The sequence below is a fragment of the Candidatus Brocadia sp. genome, from assembly GCA_021646415.1.
Classification (GTDB): domain Bacteria; phylum Planctomycetota; class Brocadiia; order Brocadiales; family Brocadiaceae; genus Brocadia.
In genome coordinates, this window is sequence record SOEU01000014.1 from 14,737 (window position 1) to 36,271 (window position 21,535).

Here is a 21,535-nt window from a genome sequence, read left to right on the forward strand (position 1 = left end):
TCAATCTATAAGATTGAACCAGCCGGGGCATTGACTGTTGAGAAGAAGGAGAGCAAATAATAACCATGAGCGAATACACAGCAATTGCCGATGTGGGGGAGACATTGATCAGACTCTTGAGGGATAACATGAGTGATCTGATCCCACCTGACTCTATAGTCTTGCTCTCTCCTGCTGATGTGGAAGGTCAAAATATTCGGCTGACCCTTTTTTTATATAGCGTGGTGGAGAATCCGCATTTGAAAAATCAGGAGATGCATGAAATAAGCCCGACACAACTTCGGTATCCACCCCTCACACTAGACCTCCAGTATCTGCTGACGACGTATGCTTCAACCGTGATTCCGGACAGGACAGAGCGTACGCTTGAAGAACATAGGATATTGGGCAGGGCAATGCGCATTTTTTATGATAATGCCATTTTGAGCGGCTCAGTTCTTCAGGGAGGTCTGGCTGGAACAGATGAGGAACTACGAATTACATTAAATCCTGTGTCGCTTGAAGACTTGACCAAACTCTGGACTGCTTTTCCGAATAGATCTTACAGGGCTTCAGTTGGTTACTTAGTCACACCGGTAAGAATAGACTCAATACGCGAGATGGGAATGCAGAGAGTAATCTCTAAAGAAATGAACCACGCTTATATGATACCTAAGTAAGAGAGGAGATAAAATGGCTTTTACTGTTCCTTATGTAACCAATAAATTTACCGCTTATCCTGGGGATGTTATATCTACGAATCTTTCTCTGGCAGTCAGGCTGACTGATGATTATACAGAGAAAGAAGCTATCGGCTATATCAAGGTGACTTTAGAAGAAGGAGACGTAAAGGCCGTTAGGAACTTGAGCGGATATTATCTATTTAACGATTTGGCTGCAGGAAATTATACAGTTAGCGTTGAGTCAGATGTATATTTTGCAGAAGAAAAGGTGGTAAGTGTGCCGCTTCCTGATACCAGGAATCCTGTTGTTGAAATTATCCTTAAGCCCGTACCACCCTATCCTTTTCCCAGTAATGCAACCCTTGTCAGGGGATTGGTCTCAAACGCAAATCCAGTTGTTAATGCGGATGTAAAGGTATTGGGCAAGACTATAGAAACCAAAACAGATGAAAGGGGGGAATTTGTCCTTTATTTTAAAGGAATTAAAAAGGAGAACATTACCATCGAGATTAACAAAGACGGAAATACTAAGTCTATTAATACAACCATAGAGGAAGGTAAGACAATATTCACGGGGATTATTACCTTCCCGTAAAATCTAAATTTTTGGAAAGGAGGAACTATCATGCCAGAGTATTTATCGCCAGGTGTCTATGTAGAGGAGATTGAAATCGGCGCAAAGCCGATAGAGGGGGTTAGCACGAGTACGGTGGGGTTTGTGGGTATGACAGAGCATGTAGTTGATGGTAGTTTTGACAATGATAGTCTGCTTGATAAACCGACTCTTGTAACAAGTTGGGGCCAATTTGTGAAAAGCTTTGGAAGATATAATGCGACCAACTCACCTTTCCTGCCCCCAGCTGTATATGGTTTTTTTGCTAACGGGGGAAGCCGTTGTTATGTTGTACGGGTAAAAGATGGCGTGCAAGATGGCGACTATGTTGGAACCGATGGTGGTCCTGGAAATAGAACAGGGTTGCAAGCTTTTAATGAAGTTGATGAGATAAACATTGTTTGCATTCCTGGCATTACCTCGCAAACTGTTCAAACTGCCATGATTAGTCATTGCGAAAATATGAAAGACCGCTTTTGCGTCCTTGACCCAGTGAAAGACGCTGATATGGACGCAATACAGGATCAAAAAGATGAGGTGGTTTCTGATAAAGGATACGCAGCCTTATATTATCCATGGATAAAAGTTCCCATAGAGACCATAGAGGATAATAAATTAAAACTCGTTCAGGATTTCATTCCTCCAAGTGGTTATATCGCCGGCATATACGCACGTAGTGATATAGAAAGAGGGGTGCATAAAGCTCCTGCTAATGAAATTATACGAGGTGCTCTGGAAATAAAACTGGCTATTACCAAAGGTGAGCAAGATATCTTGAATCCACTGGGTATAAACTGCATCCGGTCTTTCCCCGGCCGTGGCATTCGTGTTTGGGGTGCAAGGACGCTTTCCAGTGATACCTTGTGGAAGTATGTAAATGTCCGCCGCCTATTTATTTACCTTGAAGAATCCATAGAAGAAGGAACACAATGGGTTGTCTTTGAACCCAACAATGAAAAGCTCTGGGGCAGGGTTAAAGCGACTATCACTGAATTCCTGACCAGGGTCTGGAGGGATGGCGCCCTTATGGGAACAAAGCCTGAGGAGGCGTTCTTTGTCAAATGTGACAGGACCACTATGACGCAGGATGATATTGATAATGGACGGCTGATATGTATTATCGGCATTGCACCGGTAAAACCGGCAGAGTTTGTGATATTCCGCATCGCTCAGTTTCCGGGCGGATCAGAAGTGACCGAGTAACTGTCAATGCAATAAGCATAAGTAAGATGATAAATCATAAAAATATTAATAATAAAAAGGAGGTTAAATATGCCAAGACAAGACCCATACAGACAATTTAGATTCCGTGTTGAGATCGATGGAATCAGCCAGGCTGGGTTCAGCGAGTGTAGCTTTGCAGATACCACCACCGACCCTGTCGAGTACAGAGAGGGGGATGAACCGACAAGGTTTCGTAAACTATCAGGATTGACCAAATATGGGAATATCACCCTGAAATGGGGTATTACGGATTCTATGGATCTCTACAACTGGAGACGACAGATTATAGATACTGGTGCAGAAGGGGCAAGGAAGAACGTCTCTATTATCCTGATTGACGAAGCAGGCGCCGATAAGGCCCGTTGGGATATTGAAAGGGCATGGCCCAGCAAATACGACCCCCCGGATTTCAGCGCCAAGGGGAACGAGGTTGCCATTGAGACACTGGAAATCGTTCACGAAGGCTTTAAACGAGTCAAGTAAAAGAGTTAAGGAGGTTTTATGGCTTTTCAAACAGAGTATGAGTTTACCTTACCGAAAGGGTATGTGGATGAAGAAGGCAATCTCAATAAAAAGGGCGTCATGCGCCTTGCCACGGCGGCTGATGAGATTTTGCCCATGAAGGACCCAAGGGTGCAATCAAATCCTGCTTACCTCACCGTGATTCTGCTTTCAAGGGTCATTACCAGGTTAGGAAGCTTGCAGACCATTAATACAAAGACAATCGAGAGTCTCTTTGCCTCTGATCTCTCATACCTGCAGGAGTTCTACAGAAGGATCAATGAAAATGGCACAAATAAAACAAAGGCTACATGTCCCAAATGCGAACATCAGTTTGAGTTTGAGGGTGAGCCTCTGGGGGAATAATTGGCTACCCCCTCGACAGACTCTACGAGGAGGTAGCCTTTATCGCATATCATTTCCACTGGTCTCATGAGGTGATTATGAATATGGAACATAGAGATAGACAGAGGTGGGTAGAGGAGATATCTAAGATCAACAGACAGCTCAGCGGAGAGAAGGAAAAGAGTATACTTGAGGTGGAATAATTGGCTTATGGCTGATAGCCGAAGGCATATGGATGTATAAAGTAAAGCTATTATGAACGAATTAAATAAATATACATGCAAATGTCACTTACTTTTGACGCTTACTATAGCAATAAGCCTTAGAATGAAGTGGGCCATTTTTGCTATACACTGCATGAAGGAGAAGTTATGCCAACAGGAGAAAAACCATATCCTTATACTTCCTTTCGATTTCGGATAGAAATCGGAGGAATTACGGTTGCTCAGGTATCCGAGGTAACCGGTCTTCAGTTGGAAACTGAGACTGAGTCGTTTGAAGAGGGCGGTGTTAATGATTTTGTTCATCAATTGCCAAAAAGGACGAAATATCAGCATATTACCCTCAAGCGGGGGATTACCGATCTGGACGAGATGTGGAGATGGCATCAGGAAGTGGTGAATGGAAAGTTCGAAAGAAAAAATGGATCAATCGTTTTGATGGATGTTACTGGTGAAGATAAATGGCGCTGGAATTTCTCAGATGCGTTTCCGGTGAAGTGGACTGGACCCGATCTCAAGGCCGACAGTAATACCGTTGCCTTTGAGACAATTGAGCTGGCGCATCATGGGATCAAGAAGGGATAGCCATGCAATCAAGCTGTAAGTTAATGTGTAGAGTGGGCTTTGCCCACCAAATATCGACTATTTGTTGGTGTTGATTATTTGTACTGTCATTGCGAGGCGAAGCAATCTACGTTTTAGGCAACAAGGGAATAAAAATGTACGAAAAGACTTTAACGAATAAGATTGAAAACAGCAAGACGGTTTCGCAAAGAAACAATACTGCTAAACAGCTAAATAAAGGTAAAGAGACATCATCCTGCGGTTCATGCGGTGTATGCAATAGGATACGCAATTCTCGAATATCCGCTGAAACTGCATCGTTGGCCTTATTCCAGGCAAAAGCTCTCGGTAATGAATCCTGTGCAGTATCTTTTATGCAAAGTAATTATGGAAATCGCCTTACTGCAAGTGTGCTAAGCCCGGCCATTCAGAACAAGCGCTCCTATACAGGTCATTCTGAGCGTAGCGAAGAATCTCAAAAAACACGGGCTTCTTCGCCCGTCCCACTCTCTCAGAATGATAATGCTGGACAGTCCTATTTTCTGCAGACTATCAGCCATACGCCATTAACCATAAGCCGTAAGTGTTCCTGCGGTGGAAGTTGCGCAAGGTGTAAAGGTGAGGAAGAGGCAGAAAGGATTTCGATGAGTATCATGAAGATGGAAAGCCCTGCGTTGAGTCATCAGCCGTCAGCAATCAGTTATAAGCCTTCAGCAAATAGTAGTGAACAAAATGTAATAAGCGAGATAATGTCCAATAAGGGTTCGGGACAGAACCTCGACAATAATACCAGCTCATTTATGGAACAAAAGTTTGGATATGATTTCAGCCATGTAAGACTTCATACCGACAGTTATGCAGCAAGGAAATCCAATGAACTGAATGCAGAGGCATTTACCATCGGAAGGGATGTATTCTTCAATGCGGGGAGATACAATCCATCAGCGACAGAGGGGAAGAAATTACTTGCACATGAATTAACACATGTAGTGCAGCAAAGGCACACGAGTTCAAGGGTGTTTTATTCTATGCGTATTCAGCGCCGGGTGGAAGCCGGTCGCGTGAGCTGTGAGAGATTTCCACGTACGTATCCAATTTTTACTGCCATTGGAACAGATGATCCCGTGGGCGTACTGGAAGAGGCAGACGCTCGGGCGATTGAAATGCTCAATCATGTCATAGATGAACTAACTCACATTCGAGGCCGCGTACAAGCCGGAGAACCGCCACTGATTGCTGATGTGGTTGCATTGGCGCTACGCAATCGTTGGCATTTGGATCCCGACAACCAAAACATATGGACTCGCACTGGGCCTCGCACTGTCGAGATTATTATCAGATGGTACACTAACATTCGTAACACCCTTGATAGCGGGCGGTTGAGATATGTCTGTCTAGGCCCTACGTGTACTGCCGGTGATTGGGCTCGGACTATCCCTGGGATTCAACGGATCCGTCTATGTAGACTATTTTGGGGCGCCTCCATTGATAACCGGGCTCTTACCCTGATCCACGAGGTGGGGCACGTCTATTATGGTCTTAGACATGCAGAGGGACCCATAGCCCATTGTCTGGAACAATTTGTAGCTGACTTGAACGGTGTAGCAATTCTACCGGAATTTGTCGGTGTGTGCCCATTATGATGGCTTTAGGTATCTTATAAAAAATATTTTGATATTTTTAGCAAAAATATGAATAAAATTAACCCTGACAGGGTTTAAAACCCTGTCAGGGTTGACTCACAAATTTCGTGCTTCGGATTTTGTCTTTTCCGACTCGCTCGGGTTAGGGATAAAAGACCATGAATAGACATAAAAAAACAAATTTGAAATCACATATCTTGCAATGCGATTCATCAAAGCTATCAGCCACTTACCTTAGCGGTTTTAATTTTTCTAAACAAATTGCCCGTAAATATACCATCTTCAGAAAATCAGTTAATCTACCTGTATTGATTTTCCTCAGATTGTTTGGTGCCGGCATTGTAAACAAGATTACAAACATCAATCGCATAGAATCCATCAGCAATCATTACAGGATGTATTTAAAAATTTATTTTAAAACCATTGGCCGATTGAAGCAGAAATATCTTTATCATGTTGATCACATCGAGACACAACGGGGGGCATGGGTATTAAGTAATTGCATGTCCTATTTATCTCGGCATAAGCTACTCCCCCCACACCTTTATCCTTTCCCCCTTCAAAGGGCAGATGGCCTGGTAAGGGGGAGGCAGGACTTATATGTGAGAAATGGAGATAGGGTCTCAAGGAATGAGATTGCTTCGCTGGAATTTCCCCTGAGCGTTGGGGGCGAGGGGAGACTATCTGGCAGGCAAGGAGTGTTTTTTCGTAGTGATATGCCCACAATATCTTATAAGTACAGTAAATTTTTAAATCACAATGTCTTAAAAAATGCAGTGTCTATTCAGATTATAAAATCTTATCCTAAAACTGCTTTTAAAACTGGCAGTGAAAAATTTGTGTCTGAAAGAGATACAAAGGAAAACGAAAATATTATCACCCTCCACATAATTCCACCCCATCAAGAAAAAAGGGGAGGAAATAAAGTTTCCCTTCTCTTCAGGGGAGAGGAAAAAGGTGCGGGGATACCGTTGGGGCAAAACCTTTACTTTCATAATCAGCGGAAGATAGAGCAAGAGGTTGAGGAGATTAAAAAGATTGTTGTCGAGACAAAAGAGGCAGTTCAAGACACATCTTTCTCTAAGCATTTTCCAACGGATATGGATAAAGCTATAAAGCAACATCTCGATATTAACCGTATTTCTGATCAGGTCTATCAGAATATCGAACGAAGGATCAGGATTGAAAGGGAGAGGAGGGGATTATAGATGAAACCAAAAAAAGGATTTATTCGGGTGCTTGATGGACAGCAAAAAGATACAGAGATAGAGATACTCTATTTTCCTCCCGAATATTCTATAGAAAAGAGTAATTCTTTTACAGAGATTGCTATTCCTGGACTTGAGTCTCCTTATCTGCAATATGTAAAGGGTAATTCCGGCAGTATTTCTGTGGAGGTATTCTACGATACATATGAAAAAGGAACAGATGTTAGAGAATTTACTGACCAACTTTCTAACCTCATGAATATCGATCCTAAGCTTCATGCCCCTCCACCCCTGCGCTTCATCTGGGGTATACCAGCAGAACCATTTGACTGTGTGCTGGAAAGGGTGACCAAAAGATTCACTATGTTCCGCTCTGACGGAATTCCTGTTAGGGCCAGACTCAATATCACCCTAAAAGAATACAAAATCGGACTCAACGAGCGCGAACGGATTCTTCAATCACCGGATAAAACCAAAGTTTATATGACATTACAGGGAGATAGTCTATGGATTATCTCTCAGAGAGAATACGGAACCCCCTTTATGTGGAGACCTATTGCGGACAAAAATAGAATTGATAACCCCAGATCGCTTGAACCGGGCATGGAATTAGTCATTCCCCCACTGGAGTGATAAATGGCAGATGCAATATCGGGTTTTGATATTTATGCGCCAGTTTTTAGGGTGAAGCTGGCAAATGAGACTCTTCCAATAGATACCTTTACGAGCGTAGACCTTGATGAAAATCTGGAAAGTCCAGCGATGTTTACGCTGTCTTTAAATGAAACGATTGATATTGATAAACAGATATTTAAGTGGCTCGATGATAAGCGCATCACACCGGGCAATGAGGTTGTTATCTCTTTTGGATATGCCTCAACACCCGGAAAACAAGCATTAATCAGGGGAAGGATTAAGGCCCTTTCGCCCGGTTTTCTCTCGACAGGTATTCCAACACTCAGTATAGAGGGATACGATCTTTCTCATGATCTTCAAAAGACAGAGGTAGAGTTTAGCGACACGAATGTGACTTATTCAAAAGTGGTTAAAGATATCGCTAGGAACAATAACCTGGATTCAGGAGGTATCGAACCAACTAATATACCACATCCAAAGGTTGAACGGAGAAAGAATGAAAAGGATTACTCATTCGTAAAAAGACTTGCGGATGAGATAGGATTTGAGTTTTTTGTCAGAGACAAGACCCTCTACTTTAGAGCGCCTAAGGACGACAAGCCTGAGGAAGTGACCTTTGAATTCAGATTCAGGCAGAACTTCATAAGTTTCAACCCAAGAATGACCACGGCGACATTGGTCAACGAAGTGCGGGTTACTGCATGGAGCGATAAAGACAAAGAGGGCATTTCAGAAATCGCAAGTATCAGCGATATTAAAAGTAGTGTAGGTATTCCCGATTTCGACCGAATTGTGGAACAATCTCAGGGCCAAAAGGTTAAGGTCAGAATGGAAGGACGGGTTGTGCGTTCCAGGGAAGAGGCCAAGAACCTTGCTATAGCAGAATTGAAGAGAAGGAATAACGGTTTTATTCAAGGGACTTTGGAATGCGCTGGGAATCCTCAGCTAAGGCCAGGGATGACAGTTAAAATTGAAAAAATCAGTATAAGGTTCAGCGGCGTTTATTATATAACAAGAGCGCGGCATTCTATTGGTGAAGGGGGCTACAAAACAACGCTTGATGTGAGAAGGAGTATGTAATGAGTCTGAGTGATTTATTAGAGAGACAGGAAGAACGGAACGACCAGTATGTATATGGAGTAGTGATAGGTATTGTTATGAGCAATCACGATCCCGATGGATTGGGTAGGGTAAAGGTTAATTTCCCTTGGCGGGGGATAAACGATGAAAGCTATTGGGCAAGGGTAGCAGCACCAATGGCCGGAAATGGAAGGGGTACGGTCTTTTATCCTGAGGTAAACGATGAAGTGCTTGTGGCTTTTGAACACGGTGACATAAATCATCCATATGTTATTGGGGCTTTATGGAATGGTGTAGATACTCCACCCGAGACCAATGCCAATGGTCAGAATAATATTCGAAAGATACGCTCACGAAGTGGTCATGAAATTATCTTTAATGATGACAATACGGCAATGCAGGAGAAGATCGAGATCCACACAAATGCGGGACATAAAATTGTCCTGGATGATGCTGCCGGCCAGGAAAAAATTGAAATCGTAGACAAGACCGGGAGCAATAAAATTACTATCGATTCTGTGCAGAACTCCATAACTATGGAAAGTGCCTTACAGCTTAAGATCAAAGCCACTGTGGTAGAGATAGAAGGCACTACATCCTTGACACTTAAATCCAATGCCGTTTTAACCATTCAGGGATTGCCGGTGAAGATTAATTAGCGACTGAAAGGAGCGAGCTAACTATGCCCCTCGCTGCACGAGTAGGAGATATGACGAGTCACGGTACTCCCTTGAGTCCGGGGCCAGGGAGTTTTAATGTCCTCATTGGAGGGATGCCGGCCTGGAGGGCAACATTGGATATTCATGCATGTCCGTTGGTGACAGGGGTAGTGCCACATGTAGGAGGAGTAATTGCTGTGGGTAGTGTAACAGTGCTTATCAATAATCTTCCAGCTGCCCGTCAGGGAGATATGATCGTAGAAGGCGGGCCTCCCAATGCAATTGTTATGGGGTGCCCGACAGTTTTCATCGGATGATTCTTAGGAAAACACAGTGTGGTCGAGCCATAACCAGAGAAACCACCCCTAATTCCCCTCCTTCGCAAGGAGGGGATAAAGGGGAGGTAATATAAGAATGAGTAGGGTGCAATTCATGAATTGCACCTACAGGTTGTATGCAGAAATGGATTTTTGGACTTTTTGGACAGCCCTTACTCTACTAAGAGGTATAAATGTAAATAACATAACCCGGACGAGTCGGAAAATGTCGCGCGACATTTATGTTGCTGTCCTGCGAACTGTAGGGGCGGGGTTACCCCGCCCCTACACAAGGATCGACGCTAAATTGTTTTTGCCAAAAATGTAAAAATATTTTTATTAAGAAACCATAGAGGGAACAATGGCTAAAGAATTCTTAGGAAGGGGTTGGAAATTTCCTGTTAAGGTCGATACCGCGACAGGGAAAATTGCCATGTCCGAATACGAGCAGGATATCAAAGAATCGATCTGGATCATACTTTCAACCTCAAAAGGTGAGCGTGTCATGAGGCCGGATTTTGGATGTGGGATCCATGATCTCGTTTTTGCGCCCATTAATACGACTACTATGACCCTGGTGGAAAACAGCGTGCGAGAGGCCCTTACCCTCTGGGAACCGAGGATTGAGCTAATCAAGGTGGAGACCTCTGACAAACAAGCATCCGAAGGAAAATTGTCAGTCAGTATTGACTATCGCGTGCGTGTTACCAATAATCGGTTTAACCTTGTCTACCCATTTTACTTGAAAGAAGGATAGAATCGTGAAAATCGAACCGCCCAAAATAGATGCCAGAAAGTTCAGCAATCTGCTGAACACGCTTAAGAGGATGATCCCTCATTATACTCCAGAGTGGCCTGCCTCCGATGAAAAAGACCCTGGTATTGCCTTACTTAAGATCTTTTCCCATATCTCTGAAAGCGTAATCAACCGTCTTAACCAGGTACCACACAAGAACCTTGTGGCCTTCCTGGATATGTTGGGGATCAAGCTCCTTCCTGCACAATCTGCAAGGGCACCGCTTACCTTTAAACTTGCCAAGGGAACAGATAAGGAAATCCTGATCCCTGCGAGGACACAGGCTGCCACAGATAAAACAGAAGAACATGAGGAGCTTCCTTTTGAGACAGAAAGAAATCTCTGGGCTACGCCAAGTCAGTTAATACAGATTATCAGTGTAGACCCATTGAATGATGCCATCTACGCGCCACCACCAGGTTTTCTCAATGAAGATCAAAAAAAACAAAATCAGATTACTTACAAAATAGCCTCATCTCCTTCAGCCGGTGCTAAAGACTTCCAGTTAGACCATGTGACTGATTTGAAAGAAGGCGATATCTTAAAGATTAGTGGCGTAGATAAAAAAAACAGCAAGGATATATCTTTTTTGTGTAGTAGTGATGGTACGTCTTCCGATGCTGAGAGTAAGCCAGAATATGTCGTTATCTCGGGTATTTCAGGAAATATTGTCAAAATTACTGATAAGCTGTCAGTTTCCTACCCTGCTGGTACATCTGTTGAAAAAGTAACGAAATTTAACCTCTTCGAAGGCAAGAATATTCAGGAACATAGCCTCTATCTAGGCCATAAGGATCTTTTTAATATAAAAAGTAAAGGTGAAATTATCTTAGAAGTCACATTAGCGCCCGGAACTGAAATGGGAAATACCAGCTTGAATCTTATTTGGGAGTACTGGGGGGAGGATAAAGACAACAAAAAGGAAGGTTGGATTGAGCTACAGGTTCAAGGCGACGAAGCTCAGGGTTTGGCGCAAAGCGGAGAGATTTCTCTTTTAAAAACGGTGGAAGGAGAGATTAAGGAAGATAAACTGGGAGATGTTTTCAAAAAGACTACTAAACGAGATATAGGGGATCAGACCTTTGGAGAGATAAAGACTCGCTGGATCAGATGCAGGCTAAGCGATGCATTAACGGCGGGTTCATCTATAAAGCTTCCCACATTTGATAATATCTTTTTGAAAACTAAACCGAGCAATAATATTGCACCTGATGCAGGATTTTTCAATGATGTGCCTTTAGACTGGACTTTAATTCCTATAGAAGCTACGGTAATTGAATGCCCAGGTCCAGTTATTTCTATAATGTCTGCTACCCCTCCAGATATAGGCTTAGATTCTGTTGAAGGATTCAGAAAGGATGATGAAGTTATTGTCGTAAGAGATGGAAAAATCGAAAAAGAAGCAAGCATAGGGGATATAGAGTTTAATCTTAAAAAGGTAAAACTATCCTATAAAGATACCTTTCAGTGTCAAATAGATGATGTAATCAAAAAAACAGACACTGTTTACAAGGTTTACCCATTTGGGAAGCAGCCAAAACTCTACGACGCCTTTTATATCGGGAGTCAGGAAGCCTTATCTAAGAAGGGAGCAGTGATTACACTGTCTTTCTCATTGACTCATTTAGATACATCCAAAGATATTATAGATAAATCCAAAGATCTTACTCCGCCTCCTGACCCCAAGCTCTCCTGGGAATATTGGAATGGGAAAGGTTGGCAGTCTATCACGATTATAAAGGATGACACTGATAGGTTTTTAAATCCAGGAGACGATTTATCCATCGGATTTTACTGCCCAAACGATATAGAAGAAACTGAGGTTGGTGGTCAAAAGAACTATTGGGTTCGATCAAAAATTGTAGGAGGAGATTACGGTAGGGAAGAGTATATCGTTAAGGAAGTTCAGCCTTCGTCAGACCCTACGGATAGGGTAACGAAAAAATTTAAAACAGAGGTAGAGCGTAAATATAATCTCCCTATTATTCGAGGTCTTACTATTAATTATTCTTTCGATACAACTAAAGAACTTCAATATTGTCTTACTTATAATAATTTGGATTTCCAGGATAGAACATTAAATGCGCTGACACAGGGGAAATTCTTTCAACCATTCGTTCCTTTGGAGGATACGCAACGGAGTCTCTATTTGGGATTTGATAGGCCATTAACAGGTGGACCAATTCGCATATTCTTTGCCGCTAAGGAACTCCCCTTTACTGAGGAGATGAAGCCAAAATTGGAATGGACATATAGCGCCAAGACGGATTGGAAGGTATTAAGTTATCTTGACGACACTGAGGGCTTGATTATGGCGGATATCCTGGAATTTATAGGGACTGAAGATCTTTCCGCCCAGTCCAGATTTGGTAGTTATCTCTACTGGATAAAAGGAAGCCTCACCGAAGGTGAATATGAAGAGTCTCCTCTTTTGGATGGCATCTATCTCAATACAACGTGGGCATTGCAGGCAGGAACCATTAAGGATGAGATCCTTGGCTCAAGCGACGGAGAACCTAATCAGATCTTTTCATTTCAAAAATTTCCTGTTTTGGAAGGACAGGCGATAAGGGTGCGTGAGACCATTTCAGAAGAGGAGAAGCAAGACCTCATTATCTCATTGGGAGAGAATGCAATATTTGAGGTAAAGGATGAAAGAGGGAATGTGACCGAAACCTGGGTTTTATGGAAAGAAGTTCCAGACTTCTTTGATTCCGGGGAAAAGGATCGGCATTACACCCTTGATCGTGCCACGGGACAAATCCAGTTTGGTGATGGGACCAACGGCATGATACCCCCGGGTGGGGATAACAATATTAAGGCATTTTCATATCAGGCAGGCGGTGGGAAGCAGGGAAATGTAAAGGCGGGGGAGATTAAGACGCTCAAATCAGCTGTTCCTGGCGTTGACAAGGCATCAAATCCTGTGGTTGCTGATGGAGGTGCAGATACAGCAACGCTTGATCAGATGCTGGAGATAGGGCCAGCAATGATAAGCCATCGAAGCCGGGCAGTAACTGCGGAGGATTTCGAGTGGCTGGCAAAGGAGGCATCGAGAAAAGTGGTCAAAGTCAGATGCCTTCCTAACATCAACAATAGAATGGAGACAGAGGTCGGTTGGGTCACGGTAATCATTGTTCCAGATTCCCTTGAAGATAAGCCATTTCCATCCATGGAATTAAGGAGAAAAGTACGTAAATATCTCGAAGCCCACTGTGCCAATACGCTTGCCTCCATGCAACGTATCCATGTAAAGGGGCCTTCCTATGTGGAGATTGACGTTTCAGCGGATGTATTTGTTGTATCGATAGATGTTGCTTCCGAAGTAGAGCGACAAGTCCGGGCAAAACTGGACGAATTCTTCCATCCATTAACAGGCGGTCCGGAAGGGAACGGCTGGGACTTTGGACGGGATGTCTCAGCCTCCGATATCTATGCATTCTTAGAAAATATTGAAGGTGTTGATCATGTGGAAAACCTCACATTTACTTATAACGGAACTACCGGTGCAGATGTCGTGGAGATTGAGCAGGACTATCTGGTAGCTACTGGAACACACAGGATAAACATTCAACTAACACAAATGTATTAAGTAAAGTGTCATTGTGAGAAGTCCCGATTTAACGGGACGACGAAGCAATCTAATAAGGTTGCCACGCTCCTTTCAGTCGCTCGCAATGACAATGTAAGGATATTTAATACGTTTGTTTTAATACATGGAGGACAAAGAGATTATGGGTCTACCTATTCCCAATCTGGATGATAAAACCTTTGATGAATTAGCCCAGGAGGCACGTTCGCTAATAGCCCGATATACACCTGAGTGGACCGACCACAATGTCCACGACCCGGGAATTACCTTTATTGATCTCTTTTCCTGGCTGGCAGAGATGCAGATATACCAGTTGAACCGGGTGACAGAGAAAAATTATGAAAAATTTCTCAAACTTGTAGGATTTCAACCACTTCCTGCCCGGCCAGCCGGAGTAGATATTACATTTGAAAAGATCACGCAAGAGGAAACTATTAAAGCAGGTACTCAGGTGGTTACCGGGGTGAGTGAAGAAAAAATAGTGTTTGAGACTGAGGAGGATTTCACATTAATACAGTTAAATCTCAAATCAATAATTACTAAATACGATTCAAAGACCATCGATAATACTGAGGCAAATAAGAAAGACGGGATTTATTTCGCTCCCTTCGGTGAAACACCAGTAGAAGGGGCAACACTAGAATTAGGATTTAATAATCCTCTTCCGGGAGAAAAAGAGATTCAAATTATTTTTGTTCTTCCTGATGAAGGTATCTGTTCTGTGGGAAGTCATGGAGATGAACAATCAAAAATAATTCTCTCAGTAGACCTGAAATGGGAATATTGGGATGGTGGAAGATGGGATGCCCTGAGTATCAAAAAAGACACCACATTGGCTTTAACCGGGAGTGGAAGAATCGTTCTTATTGGGCCACCTTCTATGGATAAGAAAGATAGTCTCTATTGGATACGCTGCAGACTTGTCAGCGGGCACTATGAGATATCACCCCGGATTGAACAAATACTCCTTAATACAATTTCAGCCATTCAGATTGAGACAGTAAAAGAAGAGGACCTGGGGACAGGTAGTGGAAATCCGGAACAAAAAATAGTGTTAAAGAAAATCAATGTGGCTAAAGGAAGTCAAACAATTCAGGTTCAGAGAGAAGATGGTGAATGGGAGGATTGTAAAGCGGTGGAAGATTTTGAGTCCTCAGGTCCAGATGACCTGCACTACATGTTTGATTCAGAAAAAGGGGAGATTATCTTTGGCAATGGCTTAAATGGTAGAATTCCCTTCAAATCGCAGAGAATCAGAGCCTCTTATAAAACTACTTTGGGCCAAAAAGGGAATATCCCGAAGGGACAAAATTTTCAGATCGTAGGGCTTATGGGGATTACGGGAGAAAACTTGAAAGAGGCAACAGGGGGTAAGGCTGCCGAATCCATTGAATACGCAAAGACAAGGGCTAAGAAGGATTTTAGGATTCCTTATCGTGCTATTACCTCAGCCGATTATGAAGAGTTAGCTCTTTCAACTCCTGGATTGAGGGTAGCAAGAGCAAAGGCGATACCCAATTATAACCCTGATTATCCATGTATCTCAAATTTCCCGGGTTCGGTTACTGTCGTTGTGGTTCCCTGCGTGAGGGAGGATACAATTACTCCTGTGCCGGGAGGGGGATTTATTCAAACTGTTTTGAACCATCTGAATATCCACCGTCTGGTAACAACCGATGTATATGTTATCGGACCAGAATATGTAAAGGTTTCTGTTGTAGGTAAAGTTCGCATAAAGAAAAAAAGTAGTCCAACGGAGGTATCAAATCGTATCCAGAAGGCACTTAGAGATTTTTTAAATCCTTTAAAAAGGAGTCAGGATCAAAATGAATGGCCCTTTGGCCGCTCAGTCTATCCATCAGAGATATACCAGATAATAGACAAAGTAGAAGGTGTGGATTACGCAATCGATGTTTCCCTTAGTGCCGGGGGGCAATATCAGGAAGCCGAGGGCATTATCGAGATTCCTCCGGTTGCGTTGGTATATTCCGGTATTCATGAAGTGGAAATTATATGAATAGAATCTAATTATAAACTCTTTGTTTGTCATTCCTGCGGAAGCAGGAATCCAGAATATTTTGATTTTACTGGATTCCCACTCCCCGTTTCCACGAGGACAGGTTTCGTGGGAATGACGACGTGGTAATTTTATAGATAATCATTAAAGAGGAAAATGATGGCAGTGCAGGAATTCAAGACGCAGATATTCAAAACCCGGGAACAATGGAAAAGCGGTCTGTTGTATCGTCTAGATACGCTAAAAGGTGGGGGTGTAACCCTTTATTCCATGCTCACATTTGACCAGTGGATTCAGGGGATAAATGGAATAAAGAATCCAGATGGGCTGGCAGTTGATGAATGCGGACAGGTCTATTTTATAGATGGAGAAACCTGCCGATTTTATCGCTATGATTCTGGGACTCAGAGGTTAGAATCTATCCCTTATATCGGTGGCTGTGGTTCTGACCCAGGAAGTTTTAAAAACCCCAAAAGAGTAATTATTGATAAATTTACGCTATGGGTTCTTGATGCCGGAAATAGGAGGATACAGGCCTTCTCAAGGGAAAACTTTCAGATCAAATATATGATAGACAATCTCGAATGGCCGATTGATATGGGATTGGATGACCAGGGACATCTCTCTGTCCTTGATAAAAAAGAGAAGCAAACCTTTAAAATTCTTACATATGATGGCAATGGACAAGTTGTTGAAAAACATTTTGACGAATCATGTTTGAAAGACCCTGTCGGTTTGGCAGCAGGCAAAGAGAATAATCTTTATGTAATCGACAGGGCACGGAAGGACTTTTTTATATTTACAGAACAGGGAAAATGTTCAGGACCAATTGGAGACCTTACGGGCATATCCAAAGATTTTGATCCCTGCATTATTGTCATCGACAGAAAGGGCAATATATGTATTACAGATAAAAACACCGGTACGATTCATCAATTTGACCCTGATGGAAGCTATATAGGGAAAATTTCCCTCCCTGACTTTAAAGGTCAAATTACCGGACTTGCTTTTGATTCAAAAGGAAATCTTTATGTAAGCACTAATCAAGGGATTGCCTTATTAAGCACACAGCAAATGTTTACAAAGGAGAAAGGATTTTATTACTCAAAGACACTGGATAGTGGAATCCAGGGATGTCAGTGGCATAGATTGGCCCTGGAGGCGGATATACCACCTGAGTCTACCCTGGAGATATATTATTATTCAACGGATGATCCGGAATTAAAAGGAAAAATTGATAGCTTCCTGTCTGATTCGAAGAAATCAATACAAGAAAAAGCAGAGGGTATTGATGCTGCAATAGGAACCTGGAGCAAACCGGAGAAGAACCCGAAAGATATGCTTTTCAAGAAAGCAACAGGACGATACCTCTGGTTGAAACTAGTCCTATCAACCTTTGATGAAAAGGTTAGGCCGGTGGTAACACAGATGAGGGTCTCCTATCCCCGCATCTCATATCTCCGTTATCTGCCGGCTGTATACCAGGAAGACCCATCCAGCCGGGAGTTTTTAGAGAGGTTCCTGTCGATTTTTGAAACAGTATTTTATGACCGTGAGACGGTAATAAATAATATCTTTCGGTATTTCGATCCTGATACTGCACCACAGAACTTCCTTACATGGCTTGGATCGTGGCTAAACATAGCAATGGAAGAAGATTGGCCTGATGACAAAAAACGTCAGTTCATTCGTGAGGCATCTACACTTTATAAGCTCAAGGGTACACCATTTGGCATTGAAAGACTTATAGAGATATACACCGGAAAAAGACCATTAATTTTAGAACATTCAAGGATTGGAAAACCAATGATTTTGAGTGAGAAAGGGGGTATTTAAATTAGGTATCGATAGTTTACTCATCCAAACTCCTATTCGTGGGTTTTGCCTGGGAGACGATTCTATCCTCGGCAGGGTAGCTCTTCGAGCTGTGGTGCAAGTACCAGAAGACGCCTTTTTGCCAATGGCCCATCGTTTTACCATCGTGCTGGATCTTTCCCCTGAAGAGGTAATTCGTTACGAAAAAAGTTTGAAACGGATTATAGAAGAAGAAAAACCTGCACATACAGCCTATAACCTACGTATTATCAAAGAAATGAGACTAGGTGTGGGCACTTATGTAGGGATAAGTACCAGGATGGCCGACTATCAACCTATACATATTGGAGTCGATGCCACTGTTGGATCGGGCATTGTGGTAATGGGTGGAGAAAAAGGTGGAAGAGTTGAACGACATGTAAGAATAGAAAAGGACACCGAGCTAATTTAACGTATAGGGATTTCAAACCTGCAATGTAGCGGCAATTCATGAATTGCCACTACATTGTTGTTAATGAAAAGAAGTCGCCGAAGGCCTAATTTAACGCTTGGGAATTCCACTGCAGGGCACGTTGCCATCTGCCCTTACTATAGTGAACGCAAAAAGAAAGTTGTCATTGCGAGCACATTCGCTTTGCTCAGTGTAAACTCCGCGAAGCAATCCAAGCCTTGGAGACTTCGTCGCGAGCTCAGTCGAACGATTGCTTCGAGCTATCGCCCTCGCAATGACACTTGCATGTATACTTATTTATTACGTTACTATAATACGATATTTTTATAAAAATAAGTCCCATCGGAAAGCTTAATTTAGACGTTAGAAATTTCAATATAAAAGGGTGACACGGACAAACTTGTTTGTCCGTGCTCAATAGAAAGAATGAGCCACAGAATTTGCAGTGGGTTTTTTCCTCTGTGTCTCTGTTGTTTAATCCCAACAATAAAAAGAGAATGGAGGGTCCGATATGGCAAAAGAAGATAAAAAACGGTGTAGTGTCTGTGAGATTCCCTATTTTGAGCGGAATAACTATTACTACGGCAAGTTAATGACCGTTCGGGATTTTTTCTCAGAGCAGTGCTACTTCAACGAAAAGAGATGGCTTATCAACAGGATGATCCTTGGTTGGGGAGTGGTCTGCGGACTGGATGTAAAACGAAAGCCAATCGATCCGAGCGACCTTAGCAAAGGATACGATGACAAAAAGGTAGTGGTGACTCCGGGCTTAGCCATAGATTGCTGCGGCAGGGAAATCTTGGTTTGTGAAGAGCGGGAAGTTCCACTTAAACCAGAGGAATCAGAGCGTCATAAAGAGGAACCGAAGACAGAAGGGGCAGAAGAAAAATTTTTTATCTGTCTTGAATATTATGAGTGCAAGACAGAGCCGATAAGTCTTCCACCCATATCATGTGATCAGAAGGAAAAGGGTGAATTTAACCGTATTAGGGACAGTTTTAAGATAAGAGTTGTCCCATATAAAGAAGAAGAGCCGCGAACACCCTTCTGTCCGCAAACAGAAGAAGAAAAGAAAAAGCCATTGCATAAATATATTTGTGATAAACTCCGTGAGGGGTGTCCGGAATGTTCTGATACCCACTGCATTATCCTGGCGACCGTAAGAGTAGATCAAGATGGCAATCTTTTAGGAGAACCAGATACCTGTTCCCACAGAAAACTTGTTTACAATAACTCCTTGCTTTACGACTTGATTAACTGTTTTCATGGAGACTTGCCTCATATTATCGGGATTAACTGGCCAAAACCGTTTGACGGTTCAATGGAATGGGCAACTTTTGAAAATATTATGGAAAACTACGGATTGCAGGTGACCTTTGACCGTGATATGAAGGCGGATACACTCAACGATAAAACTTTTTTATTTTGTGTCAAACATGTGGATCCAGATACAGGTTATTATGAATGTAAATATATACCTCCTGCTGAGTCCATAGCATACGATTCCTGCTCAAAGACGGCTATCTTTAGAGTGAATGAAAAATGGATTAACGATGTGTTCAAAGGATTCTCCACGATTCAGGCCGGTGCAGAATTTTTTGTCATACTCCGCGGCGACCATATTATGGATTTTGAAAATAAAAAAGCCCTGGATGGAAATTTTATTGGCGGGATGCTCCCTTCAGGAAATGGTACTCAGGGTGGCGATTTTGTTAGCTGGTTTTCAGTGAAACAAAAACCTACCGAAACTGCTGCAAAAGGGAAAAAGCGGTAGTAAAAGTCAAAAATAAAAGTGATTATAAACAATTTTGCCGAAGTCCCAATATATTGTGCTTGCATCGTAATATAGACAAACAATAGGTAGGGCGGGCTGTGCCCGCCAATAAATAAAGATACCAAAGGAGGAAGAGATGAGCAAAGATAAATTAAAAGACAAGCATTGTGATTACAATAATTTCAAACGGACCCGTTATTTTCACGGTATGCTCATGACCGACAGGGACTTCAGGGAAGAACAGCAATATCACAATGAGAAGCAGAAGTTACTTAACCGCATGCTCCACGGATGGGGAGTAGTTTGTGGGCTGGGGATTCAGGCAACCAGTCCGGAATCATCAAAAATTATTATTACCCCTGGCATGGCCCTGGATTGTTGTGGCAATGAAATCGTGGTTTGTGAAAATTTTGAGATAGATCTTAAAAAAGAAGACATTTGCCTGGCTCCACCAGAAAAAGACCCCTGTGCCGGGATGAAAAAAGATAAAGATAAGGAATGCAAGTATTACGTAGCCATCAAGTACAACGAGGTTCCCACCGATCCCGTTCCGGTATACACCCCTGGCGGGGGATGTGAGGAGAAGGTATGTGAATATTCCAGGACTCGTGAAGGCTTTTGTGTAAAGTTATTTAAGACACCCCCCTGTCATGCCGTATTTCCAAAGGATGGACTGGTAAAGGATATTGTCGGATGTTTACAAGGTGATAAGACCAATGAGCAAAAAGTAGCGTGTATAAAGAAGGTACAGGATTCCTTTTGTGGACAGCCCTATCCATGTCCTACGTGCTGTTGTGAGGGTGAACCTTACGTAGTTCTGGGAAGCATTGATTTCGAAAGTACAAAGTGTGCAATAACTACAATCAGTCAAGGTATGATCAATATCAATGACGAGCGTCGGTATGTACAGACTCCTATGTTTTGGCAATACTATCTGGGTTCATTCTATCCACCTATTGCTGAATTTCTTAACAATCCCTTTATTGTGATTTGCCAACTGTTGGAACAGTTATCTAAAATGGCGATTGGCGAAGGAGTATCGCCCCGTGCCGAAGCTTTTACAAAAATGGCCAAAGTCCACAAAATGAGTGAAGGAGATGCAAAGAAAGTCCTGGCAGAGCACAAGGTTGTTTACAACCGGACAATCACTATGACCCCTGATCGTATCATGGATATTGCAACAAGGGCTATGTCTATCGAAAAAATTGAACCAGGGATGAAGGTCGATCTGGTAACGGACAGGACTGGAAAGGTTCTCTTTTATGTGCCTGCTGCCGAAGTTCCGGGAAAAGAAGAACTTCTTACTCGTCTCCAGGAGACCGAGAAGACTGTCAAGGAACTCCAGGAAAAAATAAAAGAATTGGGGAAAAAAAAGACAAGATCAAATGAATAATAGTAAGGAATGAAACCGAGAGGA

At 42.6% G+C, this 21,535-nt stretch carries 19 protein-coding genes and 1 pseudogene; all 20 read left to right on the top strand.

Annotation, left to right across the window (positions count from 1 at the left end; translation table 11 throughout):
* Positions 1 to 65 precede the first annotated feature (65 nt).
* A complete protein-coding gene (locus tag E3K36_11710) occupies positions 66 to 659 on the top strand; it encodes a DUF4255 domain-containing protein (protein ID MCF6155892.1) in 594 nt (197 codons plus the stop codon).
* Between the two features lie 13 nt (positions 660 to 672).
* Complete coding sequence (locus E3K36_11715; protein MCF6155893.1) at positions 673 to 1,257, top strand: hypothetical protein; 585 nt, start codon at positions 673 to 675, stop codon at positions 1,255 to 1,257.
* Between the two features lie 30 nt (positions 1,258 to 1,287).
* On the top strand, positions 1,288 to 2,478 hold the full coding sequence (locus tag E3K36_11720; protein ID MCF6155894.1) for a phage tail sheath family protein: 1,191 nt from the start codon (positions 1,288 to 1,290) through the stop codon (positions 2,476 to 2,478).
* 69 nt (positions 2,479 to 2,547) lie between these two features.
* Complete coding sequence (locus E3K36_11725) at positions 2,548 to 2,982, top strand: phage tail protein (GenBank protein MCF6155895.1); 435 nt, start codon at positions 2,548 to 2,550, stop codon at positions 2,980 to 2,982.
* A gap of 18 nt (positions 2,983 to 3,000) precedes the next feature.
* A complete protein-coding gene (locus E3K36_11730) occupies positions 3,001 to 3,366 on the top strand; it encodes a phage tail assembly protein (protein ID MCF6155896.1) in 366 nt (121 codons plus the stop codon).
* Positions 3,363 to 3,548 carry a hypothetical protein gene (locus E3K36_11735; protein MCF6155897.1) on the top strand — a complete coding sequence of 62 codons (186 nt, stop codon included), beginning with the start codon at positions 3,363 to 3,365 and terminating at the stop codon, positions 3,546 to 3,548. Before E3K36_11730 ends, E3K36_11735 begins: the two co-directional genes overlap by 4 nt.
* 168 nt (positions 3,549 to 3,716) lie before the next feature.
* A complete protein-coding gene (locus E3K36_11740; GenBank protein ID MCF6155898.1) occupies positions 3,717 to 4,151 on the top strand; it encodes a phage tail protein in 435 nt (144 codons plus the stop codon).
* 353 nt (positions 4,152 to 4,504) lie between these two features.
* Positions 4,505 to 5,773 carry a DUF4157 domain-containing protein gene (locus tag E3K36_11745; protein ID MCF6155899.1) on the top strand — a complete coding sequence of 423 codons (1,269 nt, stop codon included), beginning with the start codon at positions 4,505 to 4,507 and terminating at the stop codon, positions 5,771 to 5,773.
* Positions 5,774 to 5,931: 158 nt separating this feature from the next.
* Complete coding sequence (locus tag E3K36_11750) at positions 5,932 to 6,981, top strand: hypothetical protein (protein MCF6155900.1); 1,050 nt, start codon at positions 5,932 to 5,934, stop codon at positions 6,979 to 6,981.
* Positions 6,982 to 7,614, top strand: a complete 633-nt coding sequence (locus E3K36_11755; protein MCF6155901.1) for a LysM peptidoglycan-binding domain-containing protein — start codon at positions 6,982 to 6,984, stop codon at positions 7,612 to 7,614.
* Positions 7,615 to 7,617: 3 nt separating this feature from the next.
* Positions 7,618 to 8,697 carry a phage late control D family protein gene (locus E3K36_11760; GenBank protein ID MCF6155902.1) on the top strand — a complete coding sequence of 360 codons (1,080 nt, stop codon included), beginning with the start codon at positions 7,618 to 7,620 and terminating at the stop codon, positions 8,695 to 8,697.
* Positions 8,697 to 9,356 carry a phage tail protein gene (locus tag E3K36_11765; protein ID MCF6155903.1) on the top strand — a complete coding sequence of 220 codons (660 nt, stop codon included), beginning with the start codon at positions 8,697 to 8,699 and terminating at the stop codon, positions 9,354 to 9,356. Before E3K36_11760 ends, E3K36_11765 begins: the two co-directional genes overlap by 1 nt.
* 23 nt (positions 9,357 to 9,379) lie before the next feature.
* The gene (locus tag E3K36_11770; protein ID MCF6155904.1) at positions 9,380 to 9,673 is read left to right on the top strand and encodes a hypothetical protein; all 294 of its coding nucleotides are present in this window, start codon (positions 9,380 to 9,382) and stop codon (positions 9,671 to 9,673) included.
* A 361-nt stretch (positions 9,674 to 10,034) separates the two neighbouring features.
* On the top strand, positions 10,035 to 10,430 hold the full coding sequence (locus E3K36_11775; GenBank protein MCF6155905.1) for a baseplate protein: 396 nt from the start codon (positions 10,035 to 10,037) through the stop codon (positions 10,428 to 10,430).
* Between the two features lie 4 nt (positions 10,431 to 10,434).
* On the top strand, positions 10,435 to 14,061 hold the full coding sequence (locus E3K36_11780) for a putative baseplate assembly protein (GenBank protein MCF6155906.1): 3,627 nt from the start codon (positions 10,435 to 10,437) through the stop codon (positions 14,059 to 14,061).
* Between the two features lie 124 nt (positions 14,062 to 14,185).
* Positions 14,186 to 16,078 carry a putative baseplate assembly protein gene (locus E3K36_11785; GenBank protein MCF6155907.1) on the top strand — a complete coding sequence of 631 codons (1,893 nt, stop codon included), beginning with the start codon at positions 14,186 to 14,188 and terminating at the stop codon, positions 16,076 to 16,078.
* 156 nt (positions 16,079 to 16,234) lie between these two features.
* Positions 16,235 to 17,914 (top strand): hypothetical protein, encoded by a 1,680-nt coding sequence (locus E3K36_11790; protein ID MCF6155908.1) that lies wholly within the window; start codon positions 16,235 to 16,237, stop codon positions 17,912 to 17,914.
* Positions 17,895 to 18,344 (top strand): hypothetical protein, encoded by a 450-nt coding sequence (locus tag E3K36_11795; protein ID MCF6155909.1) that lies wholly within the window; start codon positions 17,895 to 17,897, stop codon positions 18,342 to 18,344. Before E3K36_11790 ends, E3K36_11795 begins: the two co-directional genes overlap by 20 nt.
* 511 nt (positions 18,345 to 18,855) lie before the next feature.
* Positions 18,856 to 19,041: pseudogene (locus E3K36_11800) on the top strand (hypothetical protein).
* Positions 19,042 to 20,254: 1,213 nt separating this feature from the next.
* Positions 20,255 to 21,511, top strand: coding sequence for a hypothetical protein (locus tag E3K36_11805; GenBank protein ID MCF6155910.1), 1,257 nt, complete (start codon positions 20,255 to 20,257; stop codon positions 21,509 to 21,511).
* Positions 21,512 to 21,535: the final 24 nt, after the last annotated feature.